Here is a 23,789-nt window from a genome sequence, read left to right as displayed (position 1 = left end):
TATCTTGATAAATTGCCTCAGTCTAATTTCTAAGCGATATTTCTTGAAGCGTCAATTTTTTATTGCGTTCTTCAAATTGACGGATAGACCACTCGTTTTGGAAAATTAAAACTGGCGTTTCATATTCGTCTTGAACGAGTAAGGTATCCATTGTCATGGAAATGTCTTTACGATCAAACGCATCCGACTTAATCCATCTGACATAACGATACGGCAATGATTCGATGATGATATCCACGCCATATTCATTTTTTAAGCGATATTCTAAAACTTCAAACTGAAGGACACCGACCACTCCGATAATGAGTTCTTCGACGCCGATGTTCGGACGTCTAAAAACTTGAATACTGCCTTCTTCAGATAATTGTTCGATCCCCTTAATGAACTGTTTACGTTTGAGGGAATTTTTCGTATAGACTTTTGCAAAATGCTCTGGTGCAAACACGGGAATACCCGCATATTTTATCCCAGAACCGTCTTCGCAAAGCGTATCGCCAATTCTAAAGATACCGGGATCATGTAACCCGATGATGTCTCCAGGATATGCCGTTTCAACAATCACTCGATCTTGTGCCATAAATTGTTGCGGCTGTGCCAGCCTGACTTTTTTGTTCTCTTGGACGTGATTAACCTGCATTCCCTTGGTGAATTTACCCGAGCAAATTCTTAAAAAGGCGATGCGATCGCGATGTGTTGGATTCATGTTGGCTTGAATTTTAAAGATAAAGCCCGTAAAGTTTTCTGACTCTGGATCCACAAGGCCCTGATCGCTTTCGCGTGGCGATGGTGGAGGTGTTAATTCCAAAAATGATTTTAAAAAGGGTTCAACACCAAAATTTGTTAATGCACTACCGAAAAATACAGGCGTTAACTCTCCATGTAAAATCTTGTCTAAATCAAATTCATCGCCTGCGTGATCTAGAAGTTCTAAGTCATCTAATAATTTCTCGTGAAGTTGAGGTCCAAGAAGCTCTGAAAATTTTGCTTCTGACAAATTCCCGGTTTCTGCTTTTGCGATGTTTTGGCCATGATTACTGTCGTTGAAGAGCTCAATTTGCTCTTTTGTTCGATTGTAAACCCCTTTAAAACTCTTATCAGAACCAACCGGCCAGTTCATGGGATACGAGCGAATGCCCAAACTGTTTTCAATATCTTCTAAAAGCTCAAATGGGTCTTTACCTTGGCGATCCATTTTATTGATAAATGTGAAAATGGGAATGCCTCTCATTTTACATACTTTAAAGAGTTTTTTTGTTTGACTTTCAACACCTTTTGACGAGTCGACAACCATGACTGCGCTATCAGCTGCCATCAGTGTTCGGTACGTGTCCTCACTGAAGTCCTGGTGACCGGGCGTATCCAGTATATTAATACAGTGATCGCCATAGTTAAACTGAAGCACACTAGACGTTACAGAAATTCCTCTTTGTTTTTCAATTTCCATCCAGTCAGATACCGCATGTTTTTGTGATTTTCTGGATTTTACTGTACCAGCTTCCCGGATGGCACCTCCGTATAACAATAATTTCTCAGTCAATGTGGTTTTACCAGCATCCGGGTGAGAAATAATAGCGAACGTGCGTCGCTTTTTGGTTTCATCAATCATCTCTTGATTCATCTCAATCCTATTCCTTTATCTCACTAGTTTAATTTTATAAGAACGCCTAGACGAATCTGTCGTGAGGCGTTTACAGTTCTTATTTCGTTGTCAGCAACCTTTAAATTTTATCTCAATTTAAAGTGTGCGTCAACTTTTGAACAAAATTGTAACGATGTCACGCATTTCTTTAAATAGACGTGCGTAATGCTTCAGCTTTTTCTTTTAGAGTTTCAAGAAGTTCCATTTTTTCAAGTAGTAACATCTCTAATGCATCTTTTTCACTGCTGAGCTGGGTCAGTTTTCCGAAATCAGTCGCAAATTGTGTGAATTCTTGTTCCAATGCTTCCAGTCTTAGTTCGATTTTTTCGATCTCAGCTGGTAAATTCTCAAGTGCTTTTGTTTCTTGATAACTCAATTTTTCTTTTCGAATTTTTCGATCTGTTTTCGTCTCGGTCTTTTCATTTGCAGTAGGTTTGGATTTGCTCATTTGATTTTGAACAGAAGCACTTTGAAGCCATTTTTCCAAATAGTCACTATAACTTTGAACGATTAGTTCAATAGTACCTGATTCAAATGCAAGGAGCTTATCGCAAGTTCGATCTAGAAAATAACGATCATGCGAAACACATAAAATCACACCTTTAAAATCATCTAGATATTGTTCAAAGACTTTTAATGTATCTAAATCTAAATTGTTGGTCGGTTCATCAAGTAGGAGTACATTTGGTGCGCTGATTAATATCCCAAGAAGTTGTAATCGTCGACGCTCTCCACCTGAAAGCTTTTCAATAGGCGTCCATTGTAATTCAGACGGAAATAAAAAGGTTTCCATTAATTCAGAAGCGCTGATCTTATAACCACTCGGTGTCACGACGAATTCTGCAATATCTCGAATATATTCGATTGCACGTTGCTCTGGATGTGAAAATTCATCAAAATCTTGAGTGAAATATCCCATTTTGACAGTGGAACCAATATCAATGATCCCGGAGGTAGGTGTTAATTTGCCCGAAATTAGGTTGAGTAGCGTCGTTTTACCTGATCCATTACTGCCAACGATTCCAATGCGGTCTTCTGCTGTGAAATGGTATTCAAAAGATTGAAAAAGCTGTTGATTGTCAAATGCCATTGAGACGTCTTTCATTTCAATGACTTTATTGCCCAAACGCGTATAACCTGTTTCCATGACAAGTTCTAAAGTTGCATCTGTTTTAAGTTGTTCTTCAAGAAGATGAAATCTTTGGATTCTAGATTTTGATTTTGTGCTTCTCGCCTGAGCACCTGCGCGCATCCAAGCAAGTTCTCGACGATACATGTTCTGTCGTTTTAATTGCGTACTGGCTTCAAGTGCTAATCGTTCCGCTTTTTTCGCTATGAAGTACTCGTAATTTCCTTGGTACTCATAAAGCGCGCCACCGGAAAGTTCAATGGTCTTATTAACGATGCGATCGAGAAAATATCGATCATGCGTAATCATGAGCAGTGCGCCATTGCGATTTTTAAGGTAGTTTTCAAGCCATAAAATCGTTTGACTGTCCAAATGATTGGTCGGTTCGTCTAAGATCAGAAGATCACAAGGTGTTACAAGTGCTTCTGCAAGAGCGATTCGCTTCTTTTGTCCGCCTGATAGTGTCTTGATTTTTGCATCAAAATCAGTAATACCAAGAGAATGAAGTATGCTCTTCACTTGAAATTCCAAATCATACAGTTGTTTAATTGCCATCAGCTCAGAAAGTTGATTAAAAGTCGCTTGAATCTCAGGATGATCGGGCGTTTTTTCCAATTGAATTGAGGCGTGTTCGTATGCTTTGATCACCTGCATTTCTTCCGTCTGGTTGTCAAAGATTTGCTCTAATACCGTATGTTCATCTTGAAAATTTTGCTCCTGAGCCATGTAGTTAATTCGAAGATGGCGCATGGTAATGATATTGCCTTCATCTGCTTGCTCAAGCCCTGATATGATTTTGAGAAGCGTGGATTTTCCAGTGCCGTTGATGCCGATGAGGCCGATTTTATCTGTAGAATCAATGGATAAATTGATTTGGTTAAATAGTTTTACGAGACTATAACTCTTCGTGATGTTTTCACATGTTAATAAATGCATAATTCACCTTTATCTTATTTAAATTTACTCTCTCTATTCTATCATAATATGATAAACTGTATAGTGGAGAACAAAAAATGACTGAATTCTTATGAGCAAAGCAACAAATGACAACTAAAACGATATCTCAGGAGGGAATGACATGAAAGCACTATATGAATCACACAGAAATCAATTGGGTAATTTGATGGAAATTGGTGATATGGCGATATTATTTGCTGGAACAGCGCCTAAAAGCACTGCGGATGCACATTATCCATTTTATGCAAATAAAAATATGTTCTATTTCACTGGTTGTACGCGAGAAAAATTCATTTTTGCGATGTTGAAAAGCGAAAAAGGACTTGAACCAGTCCTGTTTATTGAAAAACCAGACTATGATGTAGAGAAATGGGTGGGAAGAAAACTCACAAAAGAAGCGGCAATGGAACTTTCAGGAATTAAAGATATTCAGTATTTAGAAGGATTTAATACTTGGTTAAGTCGAGCTGTATACAATGGTACGGTTCAAAGATTGTTCTTAGATTTAGAAAAATTAAGTTGGGATGAAGACGATAGTCCAGCGGCGAAATTTGCTAAAGATTTTACGACGAGATTCCCATTTGTTACGATAAAATCACTTCACTATATTTTATGTGAATTAAGAGTCCTCAAATCAGAGGAAGAGATTGAAGAGGTTAAAAAGGCAGTTGAAATTACACACAAAGGCCTAGATGCAGTGCTTTCTGTTCTAAAAGAAGGTGTGTACGAGTATGAATTAGAAGCGACATTTGCCCATGCAATCCGCATGAATGGCGCTGATCGATGCTCGTTTCAAACGATTGCAGCCTCTGGAAAAGACGGCGTTATCTTACACTATGTCGAAAATGAAAAACAAGTACAAAATGGCGATTTGGTATTGATGGATTTAGGTGCTCAATATCGCGAATATGCAGCGGATATTACGAGAACTTATCCAGTGAGTGGTCGTTATTCAGAGCGTCAAAAACAAATTTACAACATTGTTTTAAAGGCGCAACAAGCAGTTATTGATGCTATGAAACCTGGACTTCCATATGATAAATTAAACGCAGTATGCTCTGAAACCCTTACTTCTGAGCTTAAGCAAATCGGTTTAATCAAAGAGGATAGTGAGTTATCGAAGTATTATTATCACGGAGTAAGCCACTACTTAGGGTTAGATGTCCATGATATTGGCAGCAGAAATGGACTACTAAAACCGGGAATGATCTTAACAGTTGAACCTGGTCTTTACATTGCTGAAGAAGGGATTGGCATTCGAATTGAAGACGATGTCCTTATTACAGAAGAAGGAAATGTCGTGCTTTCTGCTGCTATTCCAAAATCAGTTGAGGAAATCGAAGCAATTATGGCAAGTAAGTCATGATCGATACAAACAAGTATATTTTGAGCACCAAAAACAAGTAAGTCATGAGCATAAAAAAATCAAATGAATTTAAAAAAAACATTTGACAGGATTTTATTTTGCTCGTAGAATAAACACAATAACTAAAAGACGATGACGAGAAGAGTAATTTAAGACAGACGTTCAAGCGAGCCAATGGCGGTGGGAGATTGGCAACTGAGTATTAAATGAAGAACATCTCTGAGTTTTCAATCGAAAAAGCTTTGTGCTAAGTAGACTTGAACGTTTCCGAAACGTTATCTTCGGTAGATATCGACATTTAGTCCGTATCGATGAGCTGGATCTTACGATCAATTTGGGTGGTACCGCGAAATAAGCTTTCGTCCCTGTTTCTATAAACAGGAACGAGGGCTTTTTTTATTGCTCTCGATACAACAAAAAAGAAAGGAGTAATAAAATGCGACAAAGGACACATATGTGTGGAGAAGTACGAGAATCAGACATTGGAAAGACGGCTATTCTAAAGGGTTGGGTTCAAAGAAGAAGAGATCTCGGAGGCGTTATTTTTTTAGATTTAAGAGATCGTAGTGGCATTTGCCAAGTGGTTGTAGATGCAAAAAATATGCATGAGCAGTCGTTTCAGCGCGCTGAAAAATTAAGAAGTGAGTTCGTTATAGAAGTCATTGGCATCGTGGAAAAGAGAGATGAAGACACAATCAATCCACTCATACCAACCGGTACCATTGATTTAAAGGCAATGGATTTACAGATTGACTCTGAGGCAAAAAATCCGCCATTTAACATTGAGGCATCTCATAAGGTGAAAGAAGAACTGAGACTTCAGTATCGATATTTAGATTTAAGGCGCGAAGAAATGGTCAAGCACCTCAAACTGAGACATCAAATGACACAATTTGTTAGATCATATCTATCTGAACTTGGATGTATTGAAGTGGAAACCCCTATATTGACGAAAAGTACGCCTGAAGGTGCACGTGATTTTTTAGTTCCTAGTCGTTTAAAGAAAGGCGCTTTTTATGCACTTCCCCAGTCACCCCAAATATATAAACAGCTCCTCATGGTGGGAGGAATTGATCGATATTTTCAAATTGCAAAATGTTTTAGGGACGAAGATTTAAGGGCAGATCGGCAACTGGAATTTACACAAGTGGATATGGAATTTTCCTTTGTAGACGAAGAAGATATGATTATGATGCTTGAACGATTTTTTTCAGCCATTATGAAAAGCCTGCTCAACGTTGACGTGCAGTTGCCTTTTGTTCGCATTCCCTATGCGGACGCAATTGCGCGATATGGAACAGATAAACCTGATTTGAGATTCGATATGCCAGTTGTCGATGTGACAGAGATCATGAGTGAAGGTCGGTTTAAAATTTTTAATCAGGCCATCGATCAAAATCAGCGCATCAAAGCGTTGGTAATCAAAAAAGGCAGCACACTTACACGTGCACAAATAGATGAATTGACCCAAAGTGCCATTGGATACGGTGCAAATGGGATGGCTTGGATCTCCATCAGTGAAAGTGGCGAGATTCAATCGATCTTGACAAAATACTACGATCCAAGTGTTCTTGAAGCCTTATTTGAGGCAGGGGGTGCACAAGCAGGAGATTTGATTGTGTTTTGTGCGGAAAGACACGAAAAGGCGTGTGCCATTATGGGAAGCATGAGGATTGAAATTGCAGATAAGATGCATCTAAGAAAACAAACGGATTATGCATTTGCACTCATTACTGAATTTCCATTATTTGAGTATGATGCGATGGAAAAACGATATGTTGCAATGCATCACCCGTTCACTCGAGCGAAAGACGAAGATTTGGGTTATTTTGATAGTGATCCGAGCAAAATGAGAGCAAAGGCGTATGACGTAGTGCTTAACGGCATTGAACTGGGGAGTGGAAGTATTCGCATCCACGAAACGGAGATTCAAGAAAAAATGTTTCAATCTTTGGGATTTTCTGATGAACAAATTCGCAGTCGATTTGGTTTTATGCTACAAGCATTTGAATACGGTGTCCCGCCTCATGGCGGCTTTGCGTTTGGTCTGGATCGACTTTTGATGCTATTAGTAGGCGCATCGTCCATTCGAGAAGTCATTGCTTTTCCTAAAATGAGAGATGGTTCATGTCCAATGATGCAATCCCCTTCTATGGTTGATTCAGAACAGCTAGAAGAATTGTTTCTACAAATGGGACATGCAGAGGGTGTGCCTCAAGTACATCGCATGACTGAAACCATTGAGCATGTGGCAAAGCTTTCAAAACTGCATTTAACGGAAGATGAAAAGCAGTCTTTTACTTCAGATTTGGAGGAAATGATTCGATTTGCGGATCAGCTAAGTGCACTAGACGCAATTTTTGAGACGATAACGCTAGATGAAGCGTCAATAGAAAAATCAAGCAGTGAACCTCATTCTTCAGTGATATTTCAGACACAAGCAGCATTGAGAGCCGATGAGGTGATATCTCATTCGCTTGACTTAGGCGCATTGAGATTGGTGGACTGTCAAAATGCACACTATTTTAAAATTAAAACAGAGGAGGCGTAGTATGAAAGAATGGATAGAAGCATCTTTATTTGATCAAAGCAAATGGTTATCAAATCAAACCATATCCTGTACCGAGTTAACCCAAGCCTATATAACCCATGTTGAACAGACAGAACCTCATATTCAGGCTTTTATTACAACCGACTTTGAAGGTGCACTCGAGTCAGCCAAAAAAATTGATGAAAAACGACAATTAGGAAGACCCTTGTCTCAGATTGCTGGCATTCCAATGGGGTTGAAAGATAATATTTGTACAGTCGATCTACCGACGACTTGTGCTTCAAAGATGTTAGAGAATTATATTTCTCCATATGATGCATATGTCACAACACTCCTGAAAAAAAACGATGCCATCATTTTAGGAAAACTCAATATGGACGAATTTGCCATGGGATCGGATACGAGCACCTCCTATTTTAAAAGGACCAAAAATCCACATGACCTCAGCCGTGTACCCGGTGGGAGCTCAGGAGGGTCAGCGGCAGCCGTTAGTAGTCATGAAGTGACCTATTCACTGGGTTCAGATACAGGAGGATCGATTCGGCAACCGGCTTCATTTTGTGGAGTCGTGGGGCTAAAGCCAAGTTATGGTCGTATCTCTCGTAATGGCCTTGTGGCATTTGCTTCATCTCTTGATCAAATAGGTCCGATGGCTAAAAGTGTTCGAGAAGTCGCGTACATCTATCGACTCTTATCCGTTAAAGACGCCCTTGACAGTACGTTTACCGCTGCGGAAACGTTGAAATTAGATGCGTTGTTACAAGTAGATCCTAAAAAGTTGCGCATTGCACTCCCAAAACAATTTTTAGAAAGTGGAATTCAAGACTCGGTTAAATCAACCGTGTTAGAAGCAGCAAAGGTCTATGAGCAATTAGGAGCCACTGTTGAGCTTGTAGATTTAAACTATTTAGATTTGGCGCTTCCTGCTTACTACTTATTGTCGTCATCGGAGGCTTCCTCCAATCTTGCAAGATTCGACGGCATCGAGTATGGTTATCAATCGGAAAATCACGCTTCGGTTGAAGCACTTTATGAAATGACGCGCGCTGAAGGGTTTGGATCAGAAGTAAAAAGGCGGATTTTATTAGGAACCTATGCATTGAGTTCTGGCTATTATGAGGCATACTACAAAAAGGCACTCAAAATGAGAAAGCTTATTCAACAAGAATTTGATCGCCTCTTTCAGTCCTATGATGTCATTTTATCTCCAGTTACCCCGACGACGGCTTATCGGTTGGATGCATCACATACTCCGGTTGAAACATATTTAGGGGATATCTATACCGTTCCGGTAAATTTAGCGGGACTGCCAGCACTTTCATTGAATGCAGGATTTGATGACAATGGACTCCCTATTGGCATTCAGCTCATTGGCAATCGATTTTGCGAACAACATATTTTATCGGCGGCTTATTTATTTGAACAAACACAGAAAATCTGGAGGGTTAAAGCATGAGAGACAAACAGATAGATTCGTATGAAATGATCATTGGTCTTGAAGTTCATGTCGAACTCAATACCAAAAGCAAAATATTTTGTGGTTGTAGTACTGCTGTGGGAGCACCTGCAAATACTCAGGTGTGTCCAGTCTGTCTCGGATTACCTGGAGCATTGCCAGTACTCAACGAACGCGTTGTATCATCTGCAATCAAGGCGGCATATGCACTGGGGTGCTCCGTATCAAGTACCTTAAGACAAGACCGAAAAAACTATTTTTATCCAGACTTACCCAAAGCTTATCAAATTTCACAGAGCGATTTTCCCATTGGAAAGGGCGGAAGTGTGGAAATCCTAATGACGGAAGTTTCGAAAACAGCATCAAAAACAGCATCAAACCGCCAACTGACAGATGAACGCTATGTGACAGCCTCGCTTCCTTCAAAAAAAATCGGTATCACGAGATTGCATATTGAAGAAGATGCTGGAAAACTCATTCATCATCCCGAAAAAGGGACGTTGATCGATTATAATAGAGGGGGCGTCCCACTCATTGAAATTGTGACTGAGCCGGACCTACGTTCTGCGGATGAAGTAAAGACATTTCTTCAAAAGTTAAGGGGCATCATCCTGTATCTGGGCATCTCAAGTGCAAAAATGAATGAAGGTGCTTTTAGATGTGACGTCAACCTTTCAGTGAGACAAAAAGGAACGGCATCGTATGGTACGAGAACGGAAACTAAAAACTTAAACTCATTTTCTGCAATATCCAAGGCAATTGAGTATGAATACGCGAGACAAGTGCGTTTAATTGAATCGGGGCAGGTGATTTTGCAAGAGACAAGACGTTGGGATGCAGAAAGTGAAAAAACACTTTCGATGCGTTCGAAAGAAGACGCGCATGATTATCGATACTTTCCAGATCCAGATTTAAGAACGATTGAGCTTGAGGCGTCATATTTATCGGATATACAGCAAAAGATGCCGCGATTACCGGATTCGTATAAACAAGAAATTCTTCAGCGTTTTAATTTATCGGAGTCAGTAGCTGAGCAACTGGTGCGAGATGGTAGAGTGGTGAAACTGTACCTTGAAGCAGCTGAACTCACCACACACCCATACGCTTTAGCAAATGTGTTCGTGACAGAATGGGTGAAGCGTTTTGAAGAAAACGATCAACTCAGCATTTGCGCGATGCAAATGGCTGAACTTGCAGACTTGCTGGGAAGCGAACAAATTCATATGGGCATTGCAAAGCGCATTGTACCGTTGTTGATTGGCGATAGTGACCCATTAAGTCCTAGAGCGATTCTAGATGCTCGCAGTTGGTGGCCAATGAAGGACATCTCTGTTTTGATGGAACTTGGAGCTGAAATACTCAAAAAAAACCCCCAAATACAGGCAGATTACCAAAGTGGCAAAACGCAAGCAATGGGAGCATTTATCGGTCTAATGATGAAATTGACAAACGGCAACGCCGATCCAAAGTCAACCGAACAAGTTTTTTATACATTGTTAGCCGCTTGACTTTACAAGGCGATCTGATGAATCGATGCGATGGAGTTAATTGCAGAAAAAATAAAAGTTGCTGCGAGATTTGAGGTGACGTTGTCATTATCAAATCTCGGCGATACTTCTGCAATGTCGAAAAGTCTTACTTTACCAGAGCGAAAAGCCATTTTGAAAAATTTAAGCACGCGTTCAGGATTGAGACCCAGCGGTTGTGTTGCACTGACTCCAGGCGCAAACGCAGAAGAAAATACATCGGTACAAATGGTCAGATAAAGATGTTCATGCGAATCTAGATATACTTTAAAGAGTTTTAATGCATCACTGCAATCGCCTTCACCGATGTCTTTGGCCATTAAATATTGTACGCCCATACGATCGGCGGTTTTAAAGAGATCAACGGTATTACCACGCTTTTGAATTCCAATAGCAAAATAGCTAAAAGGCAAATGTGATTTTATTAAATCGTCGTAGATTTGCCGAAACATCGTTCCAGAAGACCCTTGAGTCTGATAGGGACGAATATCAAAGTGCGCATCGAAGTTGATAATGGCTGGTGTCATTCGCTGTTTCATAAGCCCTTTGTAACTGCCATATGCCACTTCATGTCCACCACCTAAAACGATGGGAAAAATGCCCATATCTAACAATCGATCCACAGCGATAGCCAATGCTTCTTGGCTACTTTCTAGATCTTCATCCTCGCAGAGGATATTGCCCGCATCAAAGAGTTTTAAAGCTTGAGTAAAGCTACATGGCAAGTTTCTGAGTTCTTTACGGATACTTGCGGGTCCTTTTGAAGCACCTGTACGGCCTTGATTTCTACGAACACCCTCATCGCTATTAAATCCTAAAAGGGCGATTCTTACACCACCTGAAGCCCGTTGAGATGCTTCGGTGGTCTTTTCAAGATTGAGCGGCTGCATCCACTGATGCCATCTGAAGGCATCATAGTTATCGACTGAGTCAATTCGGCCATACCACTGTGTCATGTCAGGTTGCTGATAGAATTTTGAAAAATTGTTCATATGAAATTGATTACTCATTTTGATTGTCTCCATTTTTAATTTCTTTCTATATTATACGCCTTTTGCGTCCATTTTGTGTCAAAATGATGATTCATTTTAAGTGGATTCATGATGAAAAATTAAAATGACTATGATATGATAATCATATAAAAACTTTAGGGACACAAAATAATAGGAGGATCAAATGAAAATTGAGTGGTTAAAGCAACTAGATTTAAAAACGGTAGAAGGGATCATCATCACCTTATCAAAAGATCAACAAAATACGTCAACACTGTCATTGCCTCTTGAAACATTAAGAGATAAAGAATTGTTCGCTGGAAAATCAGGTGAGAGCTATCAACTTTCGCTTTTAAATGAAGGACACTTGATGGAAATTGCCCTTGTAGGATTGGGAGAATCTCATGAGTTTTGTCCATCTAAGTTTAGAACTGCGCTTGCAGAAGCATTTAAAGGTCTTCAAGGGAAAAAAGTGCAGACACTTGGAATAGATTTAACATCTGTCAAAGAAATGGATGCAAAGCAATCAAGGGCCCTTGCAGAAACACTTGTTATGAGTACATATGCGTTTAACACTTACAAGTCGGATGCGCCTAAAACTGGGATTGAGTCGGTATTTATAACAGGCTGTTCTTATGATGAAAACGGTTTTGAAGAGGGGAAAATTCACGCAGAAGCGAATCTCTTTGCGAGAATGTTAACCAATACACCAGCCAATATCATGACACCCGCCTATCTTGCGGACATGGCTAAGAGTTATGGCGAAGCGGCAGGACTCGAAGTAGAAATCAAAGAAGAAAAGGCCATTAGAGACATGGGAATGCACGCATTTTTAGCAGTTGCACAGGCATCCTCCAATGCACCAAAATTAATTGTGATGCGTCATAAAGGGGCACCCAATTCTGAAGAGCAGATGGTTTATGTCGGCAAAGGGTTGACTTACGATTCAGGTGGATTGTCAATTAAACCAACAGCTTCTATGTTGACAATGAAAGACGACATGAGTGGGGCAAGTGCGGTGATTGCTGCAATGGGCGCGATTTCTAAACTACAGATTAAAGCCAACGTGACAGCAGTTGTAGCTGCTTGTGAAAATATGATTTCAGGTTTGAGTTATAAACCGGGAGATATTATATCATCTATGGGTGGTAAAAGTATTTTCATTGGAAATACCGATGCAGAAGGTCGATTGACATTGGTAGATGCTGTGACATATGCCATTGAATATGAAAAAGCGACACATATTCTTGATATTGCGACGTTAACTGGCGCTGCTGTAAGTTGTTTGGGCTCTGAAGCTGCACCCGTGATTACCAATAATGACGATTTCTATCATTTGGTAGAAAAATCGTTTGAAAAAGCGGATGAGAAAATTTGGAGAATGCCTGTATATGAAGCGTACAAAAAAATGCTTAAACACGAGCAAGCTGATTTGACGAACTCTGCAGGAATGCCAGGTATGATGACAGCAGGACTATTTATTGGAGAATTTGTCAAAGACTTACCATGGGTGCATGTGGATATTGCTGGAACGGCTTATACTGAGAAAGCAAAAGGTCCTTATTCAGCTGGTGGGACGGGTTCCGGTACGATTCCTCTGATTTATCTCGCTAAAAAATGGAGCAAATTGCAATAAATAGCGTATGTAGTAATAAATGGAACAAGTTGCAATAAATAGAGCAAATGAATAAATACATGCAAATCATATGAAAATACCCTATAATAAAGAAAAATGCATTTAGGATGTGAATCAGTGAGAGAACTCACCCATGAGACAGAAACTGGTATTGAGACAGAACTTAGTATTGAAACAGAACTTAGTATTGAAACAGAACGTTTGAAAATCGTCGCTTTAGATTTAAATAATTTATATCATTATGTACATGATTATGGTGAAGTGCAAAAAAATTTAGGCGTTAAAGTGACGATGGAGAAACAGGATCCTGAGATGGCCTATACCTTTAATCAACTTTACTACTATGCAACTTGTCATCCAGATCAGTATTTTTGGTACACTAGTTGGGAAATGATTCTTAAAAGTGAACAAGTAATAATTGGAGGCCTTTGCTTTAAAGGGCCTCCAAATGAATCTGGCGAAGTTGAAATTGGTTATGGCATAGAAGTCGATTTTCAGTATCAACATTTTGCGACAGAAGGTGTATGTGCCTTAGTCAAATGGGCAAGTCAAGATCAGACGGTGAAAAAAGTTGTCGCTTTTGTTGAACCGAATAATGGTGCGTCACAACATGTTTTACTGAACGCTGGATTTGTTTTGTCTGAGGATGTATATGAAGAGCGTCTACAAGTTTGGGAGTTCTCTGTTCATCATGCGGAAACATGCACGATAATAAAGTAAAAATGAATTTGTATGAAAATAACTGCGAGGGGCTACTAGGATGGGAAATGTAGAGACGGACTTACACGAACCCGTTAAAAATTGGCTGATATCAGAAAAACAGTGCATTGTTAAATCAGAAGTTCATTCAATTGATATGGTTGGACTCGTCGACCCCTCTTTTTTAATTGCAATTGAAATGAAACTAAAATTAAATTTAGAGGTCATCAATCAAGCCGTCGAACGACAAGGTCTTGCAGATCTTGTGTACATTGCAGTCGTACACGATTTCAAGGCAGTAGAGACCAAACGATTTAAGATGACGTTGCTTACTTTGAAAAGACTGAATATAGGCTTGTTGCTTGTTAATTTCAGGGCAACAACACCTATGGTGACTGAGGTAATCAAGCCAGAATCTTTCGATTTTCAAAAAAGTCGACAGTTGAAAGATAAAAAGAAAATGGCTCTCATTCGTGAATTTAACAAACGACATGGTGATTTTAACAAGGCTGGATCCACAAAAGTAAAACTAATGACTGCCTATAAAGAACAATGTCTACTCGTTGCACATTATATGCATCTACATGCTTTTAAAAGTGCCAAGGAATTTGTATCTGTTGGACTAGTCACTACAAAGGTTTCTGGTATTCTCAATCGCAACTTTTATAAGTGGTTTGAACGCATAGATAAAGGAAAGTATCAGCTTACAAATAACGGTATTGAGGCACTTGAACAATACAAAGAAGTGGTTTCGTTCATTTTGAATGAACAATGAATCATTTAACATGAAATGCGATGTGGGGTAAGCATGGATTACAAAAAAAATAGAAGTTTACAGGATCGTTTAGACCGAAATGTTTATATTGATGTTCAAATTAAAAAAATGATGTTGATTGCAGTGGTAGATGCAATTATTTCTGGTTTTTATCTGAAGATTTTTCCATTTGACTATACCATTAATCTCGCTGTTGTGATCTTGCCAATCTACTACTATTTGGATAAGCGATTGGTTCCAATCTATACAGCAGTTGGAATTTCTACTTTTGGACTTTTATTTCGAACGGTTACAGGGTATTACTTTTACGGAAGTTTTGCCAATGCCTTTTGGGCGGATTTTAATTTTTTATTCTTCGACTTAACCTATGGTGTTGTCTTTACGTTTATTTACTTTAGAAATCCCAATAAATCGCTCTATTCGCTATTTGTTGCTGCACTGTGTAGTGATTTTCTTGGAAATGCTGCTGAATTTATATCGCGGTATAGCATTCAGGCGTATTTTTCTAACTCAGTGATGGCGACGTTGCTTCTTGTTGCCATTATTCGGGCAACTGTGGCGGTTCTGTTAATTAGTCTAATTGGCTATTACAATTCATTTTTAAGAAAAGAAGAACACAACGAGCGTTATCGCATGCAAATGAATCTCCTTTCCAATTTAAGGAGCGAAATTTATTTTCTTAAAAACAATACTGAACATGTCGAATCAGTTATGGATGAAGCATTTGGTCTATATCGAGAATACGATCAGCTGACCTGCGAAGAACAAAAATCGAAAGCACTAAATATCGCAAAGAACGTCCATGAAATTAAAAAGAATTATTTCAAAGTCATTGAGGGAATCGATGACATTATTCTCAAGGAAACACCGATGGATCAACTGGCGCTGAGAGACTTATCAAAATTACTTTACGAGAGCACTCAACGCATGCTAGAAAAAGATCATCGTGAAATTGTTTTACATTTTGATATCAAGAGCGAATCGGTTATACATGAACATAGTATGCTGATGTCAGTTTTGAAAAACTTAGTGAACAATGCCATTGAAGCGATTGTGAAAAGCGGAGAAATTCACATTTCTCATAGCGAAGATATGAATATGCATCGATTTGAAATCAAAGATACGGGAAGCGGCATGTCAGAAGAAACCGTTTCATATATTTTTAGACCAGGGTTTTCCACAAAATATGACGAAATAACTGGAAATTCAAATCGCGGGATTGGATTAACTCTTGTAAAAGACATCGTAGAAGGGTATTTTGAAGGTTCTATACACGTCACCTCACTTCTAGGAATTGGCACAAAATTTATCATTCAGATTCCAAAAATAAAATGTTGATTCTATCATTGGAGGAAATATGCGGATTTATATACTGGACGACGATATCGGGATTGTAAGAATGGTTGAGGAAATTGTCATTGATGAAAAGCTTGGAGAGGTCATCGGTACATCTGATAATAGCCTTGTGGCAATTGAAGAAGTGTGTCTGTTAAAACCGGACATTTTACTTGTCGATTTACTGATGCCTGAAATGGATGGTATTACGTTTGTTGAGAAATTTAAAGCCATTTGCCCGCAAAGTAAATGTGTTATGATTTCTCAAGTTTCATCAAAGAAAATCGTCGGAGAAGCCTATGATAAAGGCATCACTTTTTTTATCAGTAAACCCGTCAATAAAAAAGAAATCATGCAAGTGATTCGTAATTTAAATGAACAATTGACACTTGAAAATCATTTAAAGAAAATCAAACAAGTGTTGTCCTTGTCAGATCATGTTTCAGTGACAAAAGAGTCACATTTTCCAGAAAAAACAAAAGACAATGAAATCGAGAAAAAATTTAAAATGGTCTTTTCTAGATTAGGGATTTTAGGTGAAGTAGGATGCGAAGACATTATTAAACTTTGTTCGCATATTATGCATTCAGAGAAAAGTAGCTCCACCATCAAGCTAAAAGATTTATCAGGTGATCTTTCAGATAATCCCAAAGCGATGGAACAGCGTATCCGAAGAACCGTAAACAAGGGACTTAGTAACATTGCAAATTTAGGAATTGAAGATTACCTAAATGAGACGTTTGTCAAATATTCCAATACGTTATTTGATTTTGATCAAGTGCGCCAAGAGATGGAGTATATACGTGGAAAACAATTTGCAGGTGGAAAAATCAACATCAAAAAGTTCATGGACAACTTAATATTGATTGCCGAAGAGATGTGATATGAAGAAAAATTAAAAAAAATATAAACAAAATGTATTTTTTTGAATTTTTCGAATTTTTTAAGAAATCTTTAAATATAATTAACACAATAACAACACACAGAAAAAGTTGTTAATTATGAAGGGGGATATAAAGATGGAAAAAAGAAATGTTTCACCATGGATCGCATTGATTCCAGTCGTATTTCTTATTGCTTCACTTCTTTATGGTATCAACGTAGCGGGAGCAGATCCACACATTCCGTTATTTACTTCAGCGATTTTTGCCGCACTTATTGGGATGTTTGTCTTAAAAATGAAATGGGCTGAAATTGAGGAAGGTATCGTTGATACGATTAAAATGGCTATGGGCGCAATTATTATCCTGATGATCATCGGTATGGTAATTGGTACATGGCGTCAGTCAGGCGTAGTTGCAGCGATGATTTACTACGGCTTGAAAATTTTATCACCAAAAATTTTCTTATTGGCAACATTATTAATCACTTCTATCGTTTCTTTAGCAACTGGTTCTTCTTGGACAACTGCTGGTACAGTCGGCGTTGCACTTATGGGAATCGGTACTGGTTTAGGAATTCCAACACCTATCATTGGTGGTGCGATTATCTCAGGTGCTTACTTTGGCGATAAAATGTCTCCACTTTCTGATACAACAAATTTAGCTCCAGCTATGGCAGGATCTAAATTGTTTGATCACATTAAACACATGATTTATACAACAGGTCCATCATATATTATTTCAGCAGTTTTATTCCTCGTGATTGGCCTTGGCTATTCAAACGATGGTGGAAGCACAGCAACTGTGGACTTAATTAATGATATTCTTTCTTCAAACTTTGCAATTTCTCCTTGGTTACTTCTTATTCCAGTGATTGTAATTGGTATCGTTGTAATGAAAGTGCCTGCAATCCCTGGATTATTTGCTGGTGCAATCTTAGGCGGAATTGGTGCAATCATGACACAAGGAAAATCAATTGCTGATGTTATTGGTTCATTGCACTATGGTATTGAAATCGAAGGTTTATCAGATGCTATCACAAATAATTCGATATTCCAAAGTATTTCATTTGCGTCACCTGAACAACAAGAAAAATTCTTAGATAAAATCGTTTCTCTTGTAAACGGCGGTGGTCTTGATAGTATGATGTGGACTATTTCACTCATCCTTTGCGCGATGATCTTCGGTGGCGTTATGGAGAAAACAGGTATGCTTGAGTCATTAGCAAGCGTTATCTTAAGATTTGCGAAATCTACAGGTACATTAGTAACTGCGGTTATCTTTACATCAGTAGGCATGAACTTCCTTGCAGGCGATCAATATTTATCAATCGTTATCCCAGGTAGAATGTTCAAAGATGCATTTGATGAAAGAGGACTTGCTCCTAAAAACTTATCACGTTGTCTAGAAGATGCTGGTACATTATCATCACCACTGATTCCATGGAATACATGCGGTGCCTTTATGATTGGCGCACTTGGATTAACACCTTGGACATACGTACCATATTGCTTCCTCAACCTCATTAATCCATTAGTTTCAATCTTCTATGGATTTACAGGAATTACAATGGAAAAAGTAAAACCAGAAGCTAAATAATTGCTTCAAACGATTTGTTAAATTAAGAGTACTCAAAAATACTCAAAACAGTATATAAATGACAGTAGAGGTGCTTACGAGTACCTCTTTGTTTTTTTGAGATTTCATTGCATAATCCCTGAATCTGCACTATATTAGAATCAGAATGGAGGTTCATATGAAAGCAGAAGATCAACTTATTGAAGCACTTTCTAAGAATGCACTTTTTCGAGATATTGTATTTGAAGATATTCGGACGATGCTTGGGTGTTTGAATCCAAGACGCGTCACTTATGATAAAAATGAAAACATCGCCAACAGTGGAGATTCTTTTACAGGCTTGGGTGTGGTAATAGAGGGAGAAGTGGTCGTTTCTAAGGAGAATGCAGCGGGAAATCGCATGATCTTAACGACGCTGAGAAAGGGCGATATGTTTGGTGAAATGATCAGTTTTAGCGATAAAAAAATTTGGCCTGTAACAGTTTATTCGCAAAGTGATTCGGTCGTTTTGTTTATTTCGCCAGAGAAAATTATTACGCAGTGTGAGAAAATGTGTGCATTTCACCAGCAATTGATTCAAAATATGTTGCGTATTATGGCACAAAAGGCACTCATTTTGAGTCGGAAAGTGGATTACTTGTCCATAAGAAGTTTAAGAGGGAAGTTATGCGCGTATTTGATAGAGCAATCCAAAAAACAAAATACAGCAATTTTTACATTGCCGATGAATCGCGATGAACTCGCAGACTTTTTTAATGTGGCAAGACCATCTATTTCAAGAGAGTTGAGCAATATGAAAGCCAATCATCTCATCGATTTTCACAAAGCATCGTTTAAAATCGTCGATATAGAAAGAATGAAATCTGAAATTTAGCCATTTAGTCTGAATGGAGGTGGTGGAAATGTTGGGAACTCGTGTGGAAATTGATCTGGATGCACTTGAGTTTAATTATCGTGGAATGAGACAATTGATTCCTGAGACTGTGAAAGTGGCTGGAGTCATCAAGGCCAATGCCTATGGACATGATTTAATTCAAGTAGGTAAATCGCTTGAAACATGGGGAGTTGACTATTTAGCAGTTGCAAATGTCGCTGAAGGCTTGGCGCTTCGTCAACATCAAGTCTGCATCCCGATATTGATCATGGGAAAGACATTTGAAGCGGATTATCTAGCAGCCATTGAGCACCACTTAACCCTCACAATTTTTGATACAAAAGACGCAGAAAGGTTAAATCAGTATGCACAGAAGAATCAAAGTCAAGCTAAGGTGCACCTAAAGTTAGATACGGGATTTAACCGCTTGGGATATCCATCAAAGGAAGCATTTATTGAAGCAATAAAAGTGATTCTCACATATCCATATATTGAAGTGGAAGGTGTTTTTTCTCATTTGGCACTTAAAAACGAAATGACTGATGCGCTTCAATTTGAAAGATTTGATTCTGCATTGACGAGCCTTGAGACTGATAATATTTTAGTTCCCATAAAACATATCTGTGACAGTATTGGGACAATTGCATACCCGAATCAATTGTACGATATGGTTAGATGGGGATCTTTGCTCTATGGGTATTGTAGTCGCGAAACGCCGATAAAATTAAAACCAGTTATGCGGTTTATTACCAATATTTCTCAAGTTAAGACCATTGAACCTGGAGAAGGTGTGAGCTATGATTATACTTTTGTTGCAAATCGACCAACCACTATCGCCACATTACCTGTAGGGTATGGAGATGGACTGCCGAGAAATTTAAGCAATGTAGGCGTCGTCGCGATCCAAAATCATCTTGCCCCTATTATAGGCATTATCTGTATGGATCAATGTATTATCGATGTGACTGAAATTGTGGAAAATGGCGGAGTTGTAAAAGCCGGAGATGAGGTCGTCTTGTTTGGTAATGAAGTTCTCAGTTTAACCACCGTCGCTCAACTGGCGAAAACTAATCGCAACGAACTATTAGCGCGCATCACGTCGAGAGTACCACGGATATTTACTCAAAGAGCGAATGAAGTTTCTATTAGAGATGAATCAGGTTATAGATGAATCAGGAGGGTTACAAATGATTGATGAGCATCCCCTTTATAAAGAACTGCTAAACTATAAGGACTGGCAAATTGGCATTCGTAGAGATTTTCACATGTATCCAGAGTTAAGCGAGATTGAATACAGGACACAAGAAAAAATTATTGAGTATTTAAATGAAATGAATATGAATCACTTTCCATGTGCTGAAACCGGTGTTTGCGGGGTTTTACTCAAAAATGGATCGAATAAAACCATTGCACTACGTGCAGATATAGATGCCTTGCCATTAATCGAACTGATGGATTCAGATTTTCGATCAAAGCAACCTGGCGTCATGCATGCATGTGGGCACGATGCACATATGGCCATCCAACTATTAGTGGCAAAGTATTTTTCTGATCATCCAGAAGAATTAAAATGTCATTTAAAATTCATCTTTCAACCTGCAGAAGAGACCGTTGGTGGTGCAGAACGACTCATACATGAGGGCATTATGGAGACACCTCAAGTAGATTATGTTCTCGGTCTTCATGTGATGCCGTATCTTCCAATTGGTACGATCGAGTACAAGTATGGCAAGTTAAATGCAGCTTCAGATACTTTCAAATGGACAATTCGTGGTAAATCGGCACACGGAGCCTATCCGGATCAAGGAGTAGATGCAATCATTGTGGCGTCTGAGATTGCCATTCAAGTTCAGACGATTATTAGTCGGGAGATTTCACCGTTGACTCCAGCTGTTTTGACCATTGGGACATTTAATGGAGGCAGTAAAAGCAATATCATTTGCGATGAGGTCATCATGACAGGTGGCATACGCACGACTGACGAAACTACTCGAAAGACCTTAAAAAAGCGGATCACTGAGGTTGTAGAGGGCGTTGCTGCGCTTCACGGTGCAGAGGGAAACGTTGAGTTTGAAGCGGGATACAAAGCCTTAATCAATCACGATGAAGTTGTATCCGTCATCAAGCAAGTGGCATTAGAAACTTTAGGTAATGATCATGTAGTGGAAAAAGAATTGCCTTCCATGGGGGTTGAAGATTTTTCGTACTATTTAGATTATGCAAAAGGTGCATTTTTCCATCTCGGCTGCGGCATATCTGAAAATGGACTACATTCAAGTGATTTTACATTAGATGAAGACTGTCTGCTCATTGGCTCCTTTATTCAAATAGAAGTGATTAAGCGTCTTGCAGAATCATGGAATGAATCAACCGATATGTAATAAAAGAATTGACAATGAGCAATCACATTGATAAACTATTAACAAGACATGTGTTGGAGAGTATTCTTCAACTTGTGTGATGAAAATGGAGATCCCCTAACAAAAAAGAGTCATCTGATTTGAAAGGCCGGCAAAATAAGACGTTTTCCTATTTTTATAGGAAGCTTTATTGGATTGTGACCTTCTCAGCGATGAGGAGGTTTTTTTAATTTTTAAGCAAAAGTATAAGGCGTTTTATCAAGGAGGCAATTATTATGGAGAAGAAGATCGCGGTAATCAGTGCTATTTTAGAAGAACCAATTGAGATTCAAGGAAAATTCAATGAGATTGTCTCAGAGTATAAGGCAATTGTAAGAGGAAGAACGGGAATTCCTTTTGATCAGTATGGTATTTCGGTAGTCACGATTATTATTATGGGGACTGTAGATGAAATCAATAGCTTTACAGGAAAATTAGGCAACCTGAGAAGCGTATCAGTTAAGACTTCAATTTCTAAAAAGACGATTGAAGAATAAGGAGGGCATTATGACGAAATACGGTGACCACAATTTTAAAGAGGCAAATTTTATCGATCATGATTTGATCGAGTCGATTTTGGAAAAAACAAAAGATGCCACAGATGAGACAATTGATGCCATTATTGAAAAGGCGAAACTGAAAAAAGGCATTAGCCTTGAGGAAGTTTCTATTTTACTTCAAGCACATACGCAAGAGCAAATGGAAAAGATTTTTAATCTAGCGCATGACATTAAACACTCTATTTACGGCAATCGCGTGGTTTTATTTGCCCCTTTATATGTGAGCAATTATTGCGTCAACAATTGTGTGTATTGTGGATATAAACGTACCAATACGTTTTCAAGACGTAAATTAAATGAGGAAGAAATACGAGCAGAAGTCTGTATTCTTGAAAAAATGGGACACAAACGACTTGCACTTGAGGCGGGTGAAGATCCTGTAAATTGCAATATCGACTATATTGTAGATACATTGAGAATTATCTATGATGAAGCGACTGAAAAGAGCAATATTCGTCGCGTAAATGTCAATATTGCTTCGACGACTATTGAAAACTATCGAAAACTCAAAGAAGCAAGCATCGGAACGTATATTTTATTCCAAGAAACTTACTATCGTCCGACCTATATTGACATGCATCCTCAATCACTCAAAGGCAATTATGAATATCATTTAACTGCATTTGATCGCGCGATGCAAGCGGGAATTGACGATGTTGGAGCAGGTGTTCTTTTTGGCCTTTCAGATTATCGATTTGAAGTATTGGCAATGATGATGCACAATCAACATTTAGAGGATACGTATGGCGTTGGTTTTCACACGATTTCAGTTCCTAGAATAAAAAAAGCGGAAGGCATGGAACTTGCAGAGTTTCAGCATATAATAGATGATGAAACGTTTAAGAAAATCGTTGCCATTTTAAGAATTGCCGTTCCATATACGGGTATTATTCTATCGACTCGTGAGACGCAAGAAATGAGAAAAGAGTTAATTCACTATGGTGTTTCTCAAGTAAGTGCAGGCTCGTGTACAGGTGTTGGTGGATATAAGGAACACGAAGATGGAAATGGCGAAGTGGCACAATTTAAAGTAGCGGACGAACGTTCACCAATTGAAGTCATTGAAGGGCTTATCGACGATGGCTATATTCCAAGTTATTGTACATCTTGCTATCGAATGGGAAGAACGGGCGATCGTTTTATGAAGTTGGCTAAAACAGGAGAAATTCAACATGTATGCCAACCAAATGCCATGATGACTTTAAAGGAATATGCACTGGATTTTGGCGATGAAGCGTTCAATGAAAAAGTGGATGCCTTTATTGAAAAACAAATTAAAACGATACAAAGCGAACAAACGAAAGAGACTGTCATTAAAGGCTTAGTGGATTTGAAAAGTGGTAAAAGAGATATCTTTTTATAAGTGCTCACATAAGTTTTGTTTAATGTTAACGACATTATTTGCAACATAAGCAACAACATAAGCAACAACATAA

The 23,789-nt window shown here is 38.6% G+C and carries 18 protein-coding genes and 1 other annotated feature; of the genes, 15 read left to right on the top strand and 3 right to left on the bottom strand.

Going from position 1 to position 23,789, the window contains the following annotated elements; genetic code table 11:
• Positions 1 to 22: 22 nt before the first annotated feature.
• On the bottom strand, positions 23 to 1,618 hold the full coding sequence (locus ACZ41W_RS06710) for a peptide chain release factor 3 (RefSeq protein ID WP_464314100.1): 1,596 nt from the start codon (positions 1,616 to 1,618) through the stop codon (positions 23 to 25).
• A 169-nt stretch (positions 1,619 to 1,787) separates the two neighbouring features.
• Positions 1,788 to 3,704, bottom strand: coding sequence for an ABC-F family ATP-binding cassette domain-containing protein (locus ACZ41W_RS06705; RefSeq protein WP_464314099.1), 1,917 nt, complete (start codon positions 3,702 to 3,704; stop codon positions 1,788 to 1,790).
• 142 nt (positions 3,705 to 3,846) lie between these two features.
• On the opposite strand from ACZ41W_RS06705, the gene ACZ41W_RS06700 reads away from it, so the two are divergent.
• The 4 genes from ACZ41W_RS06700 (at position 3,847) to gatB (ending at position 10,606) form a co-directional block, all read left to right on the top strand.
• Positions 3,847 to 5,091, top strand: a complete 1,245-nt coding sequence (locus ACZ41W_RS06700) for an aminopeptidase P family protein (protein WP_464314098.1) — start codon at positions 3,847 to 3,849, stop codon at positions 5,089 to 5,091.
• Between the two features lie 123 nt (positions 5,092 to 5,214).
• Positions 5,215 to 5,461 (top strand) — a binding site (T-box leader).
• 66 nt (positions 5,462 to 5,527) lie between these two features.
• A complete protein-coding gene (gene aspS, locus ACZ41W_RS06695; RefSeq protein WP_464314097.1) occupies positions 5,528 to 7,642 on the top strand; it encodes an aspartate--tRNA ligase in 2,115 nt (704 codons plus the stop codon).
• Between the two features lies 1 nt (position 7,643).
• Complete coding sequence (gene gatA, locus ACZ41W_RS06690; RefSeq protein WP_464314096.1) at positions 7,644 to 9,098, top strand: Asp-tRNA(Asn)/Glu-tRNA(Gln) amidotransferase subunit GatA; 1,455 nt, start codon at positions 7,644 to 7,646, stop codon at positions 9,096 to 9,098.
• Positions 9,095 to 10,606 carry an Asp-tRNA(Asn)/Glu-tRNA(Gln) amidotransferase subunit GatB gene (gene gatB, locus ACZ41W_RS06685; RefSeq protein ID WP_464314095.1) on the top strand — a complete coding sequence of 504 codons (1,512 nt, stop codon included), beginning with the start codon at positions 9,095 to 9,097 and terminating at the stop codon, positions 10,604 to 10,606. The genes gatA and gatB overlap by 4 nt, the downstream gene beginning before the upstream one ends.
• Before the next feature lie 2 nt (positions 10,607 to 10,608).
• Here gatB and hutG read toward each other — a convergent pair whose 3' ends face one another.
• The gene (gene hutG / locus ACZ41W_RS06680; RefSeq protein WP_464314094.1) at positions 10,609 to 11,634 is read right to left on the bottom strand and encodes a formimidoylglutamase; all 1,026 of its coding nucleotides are present in this window, start codon (positions 11,632 to 11,634) and stop codon (positions 10,609 to 10,611) included.
• Positions 11,635 to 11,800: 166 nt separating this feature from the next.
• On the opposite strand from hutG, the gene ACZ41W_RS06675 reads away from it, so the two are divergent.
• The 11 genes from ACZ41W_RS06675 (at position 11,801) to hydG (ending at position 23,716) form a co-directional block, all read left to right on the top strand.
• Positions 11,801 to 13,252 carry a leucyl aminopeptidase gene (locus tag ACZ41W_RS06675; protein WP_464314093.1) on the top strand — a complete coding sequence of 484 codons (1,452 nt, stop codon included), beginning with the start codon at positions 11,801 to 11,803 and terminating at the stop codon, positions 13,250 to 13,252.
• 117 nt (positions 13,253 to 13,369) lie between these two features.
• Complete coding sequence (locus ACZ41W_RS06670; RefSeq protein ID WP_464314092.1) at positions 13,370 to 13,972, top strand: GNAT family N-acetyltransferase; 603 nt, start codon at positions 13,370 to 13,372, stop codon at positions 13,970 to 13,972.
• 40 nt (positions 13,973 to 14,012) lie between these two features.
• Positions 14,013 to 14,726, top strand: coding sequence for a DUF2161 family putative PD-(D/E)XK-type phosphodiesterase (locus tag ACZ41W_RS06665; protein WP_464314091.1), 714 nt, complete (start codon positions 14,013 to 14,015; stop codon positions 14,724 to 14,726).
• A gap of 33 nt (positions 14,727 to 14,759) precedes the next feature.
• Positions 14,760 to 16,064, top strand: coding sequence for a sensor histidine kinase (locus ACZ41W_RS06660; protein ID WP_464314090.1), 1,305 nt, complete (start codon positions 14,760 to 14,762; stop codon positions 16,062 to 16,064).
• A gap of 19 nt (positions 16,065 to 16,083) precedes the next feature.
• Positions 16,084 to 16,944: a response regulator gene (locus tag ACZ41W_RS06655; protein WP_464314089.1), complete on the top strand. Its 861-nt coding sequence runs from the start codon at positions 16,084 to 16,086 to the stop codon at positions 16,942 to 16,944.
• Positions 16,945 to 17,080: 136 nt separating this feature from the next.
• Positions 17,081 to 18,541: a Na+/H+ antiporter NhaC gene (gene nhaC, locus ACZ41W_RS06650; RefSeq protein ID WP_464314088.1), complete on the top strand. Its 1,461-nt coding sequence runs from the start codon at positions 17,081 to 17,083 to the stop codon at positions 18,539 to 18,541.
• 157 nt (positions 18,542 to 18,698) lie between these two features.
• Positions 18,699 to 19,394 carry a Crp/Fnr family transcriptional regulator gene (locus ACZ41W_RS06645; RefSeq protein ID WP_464314087.1) on the top strand — a complete coding sequence of 232 codons (696 nt, stop codon included), beginning with the start codon at positions 18,699 to 18,701 and terminating at the stop codon, positions 19,392 to 19,394.
• Between the two features lie 28 nt (positions 19,395 to 19,422).
• Positions 19,423 to 20,565, top strand: coding sequence for an alanine racemase (gene alr / locus ACZ41W_RS06640; RefSeq protein ID WP_464314086.1), 1,143 nt, complete (start codon positions 19,423 to 19,425; stop codon positions 20,563 to 20,565).
• Between the two features lie 16 nt (positions 20,566 to 20,581).
• Complete coding sequence (locus ACZ41W_RS06635; protein WP_464314085.1) at positions 20,582 to 21,775, top strand: M20 metallopeptidase family protein; 1,194 nt, start codon at positions 20,582 to 20,584, stop codon at positions 21,773 to 21,775.
• A 254-nt stretch (positions 21,776 to 22,029) separates the two neighbouring features.
• A complete protein-coding gene (locus ACZ41W_RS06630; protein WP_464314084.1) occupies positions 22,030 to 22,290 on the top strand; it encodes a TM1266 family iron-only hydrogenase system putative regulator in 261 nt (86 codons plus the stop codon).
• Positions 22,291 to 22,300: 10 nt separating this feature from the next.
• Complete coding sequence (hydG, locus tag ACZ41W_RS06625) at positions 22,301 to 23,716, top strand: [FeFe] hydrogenase H-cluster radical SAM maturase HydG (RefSeq protein ID WP_464314083.1); 1,416 nt, start codon at positions 22,301 to 22,303, stop codon at positions 23,714 to 23,716.
• The last annotated feature ends 73 nt before the right edge of the window (positions 23,717 to 23,789 follow it).

The organism is Fusibacter fontis (genome assembly GCF_055378735.1).
Note: the sequence above shows the minus strand (reverse complement) of the source record. Positions and strands in the feature narration are given on the sequence as shown.

What these genes read in the sequence shown, in the direction of transcription:
- ACZ41W_RS06710 (WP_464314100.1), bottom strand. Translation starts at nt 1,618, where the DNA reads ATGAATCAAGAGATGATTGATGAAACCAAAAAGCGACGCACGTTCGCT.
- ACZ41W_RS06705 (WP_464314099.1), bottom strand. Translation starts at nt 3,704, where the DNA reads ATGCATTTATTAACATGTGAAAACATCACGAAGAGTTATAGTCTCGTA.
- ACZ41W_RS06700 (WP_464314098.1), top strand. Translation starts at nt 3,847, where the DNA reads ATGAAAGCACTATATGAATCACACAGAAATCAATTGGGTAATTTGATG.
- aspS (WP_464314097.1), top strand. Translation starts at nt 5,528, where the DNA reads ATGCGACAAAGGACACATATGTGTGGAGAAGTACGAGAATCAGACATT.
- gatA (WP_464314096.1), top strand. Translation starts at nt 7,644, where the DNA reads ATGAAAGAATGGATAGAAGCATCTTTATTTGATCAAAGCAAATGGTTA.
- gatB (WP_464314095.1), top strand. Translation starts at nt 9,095, where the DNA reads ATGAGAGACAAACAGATAGATTCGTATGAAATGATCATTGGTCTTGAA.
- hutG (WP_464314094.1), bottom strand. Translation starts at nt 11,634, where the DNA reads ATGAGTAATCAATTTCATATGAACAATTTTTCAAAATTCTATCAGCAA.
- ACZ41W_RS06675 (WP_464314093.1), top strand. Translation starts at nt 11,801, where the DNA reads ATGAAAATTGAGTGGTTAAAGCAACTAGATTTAAAAACGGTAGAAGGG.
- ACZ41W_RS06665 (WP_464314091.1), top strand. Translation starts at nt 14,013, where the DNA reads ATGGGAAATGTAGAGACGGACTTACACGAACCCGTTAAAAATTGGCTG.
- ACZ41W_RS06660 (WP_464314090.1), top strand. Translation starts at nt 14,760, where the DNA reads ATGGATTACAAAAAAAATAGAAGTTTACAGGATCGTTTAGACCGAAAT.
- ACZ41W_RS06655 (WP_464314089.1), top strand. Translation starts at nt 16,084, where the DNA reads ATGCGGATTTATATACTGGACGACGATATCGGGATTGTAAGAATGGTT.
- nhaC (WP_464314088.1), top strand. Translation starts at nt 17,081, where the DNA reads ATGGAAAAAAGAAATGTTTCACCATGGATCGCATTGATTCCAGTCGTA.
- ACZ41W_RS06645 (WP_464314087.1), top strand. Translation starts at nt 18,699, where the DNA reads ATGAAAGCAGAAGATCAACTTATTGAAGCACTTTCTAAGAATGCACTT.
- alr (WP_464314086.1), top strand. Translation starts at nt 19,423, where the DNA reads ATGTTGGGAACTCGTGTGGAAATTGATCTGGATGCACTTGAGTTTAAT.
- ACZ41W_RS06635 (WP_464314085.1), top strand. Translation starts at nt 20,582, where the DNA reads ATGATTGATGAGCATCCCCTTTATAAAGAACTGCTAAACTATAAGGAC.
- ACZ41W_RS06630 (WP_464314084.1), top strand. Translation starts at nt 22,030, where the DNA reads ATGGAGAAGAAGATCGCGGTAATCAGTGCTATTTTAGAAGAACCAATT.
- hydG (WP_464314083.1), top strand. Translation starts at nt 22,301, where the DNA reads ATGACGAAATACGGTGACCACAATTTTAAAGAGGCAAATTTTATCGAT.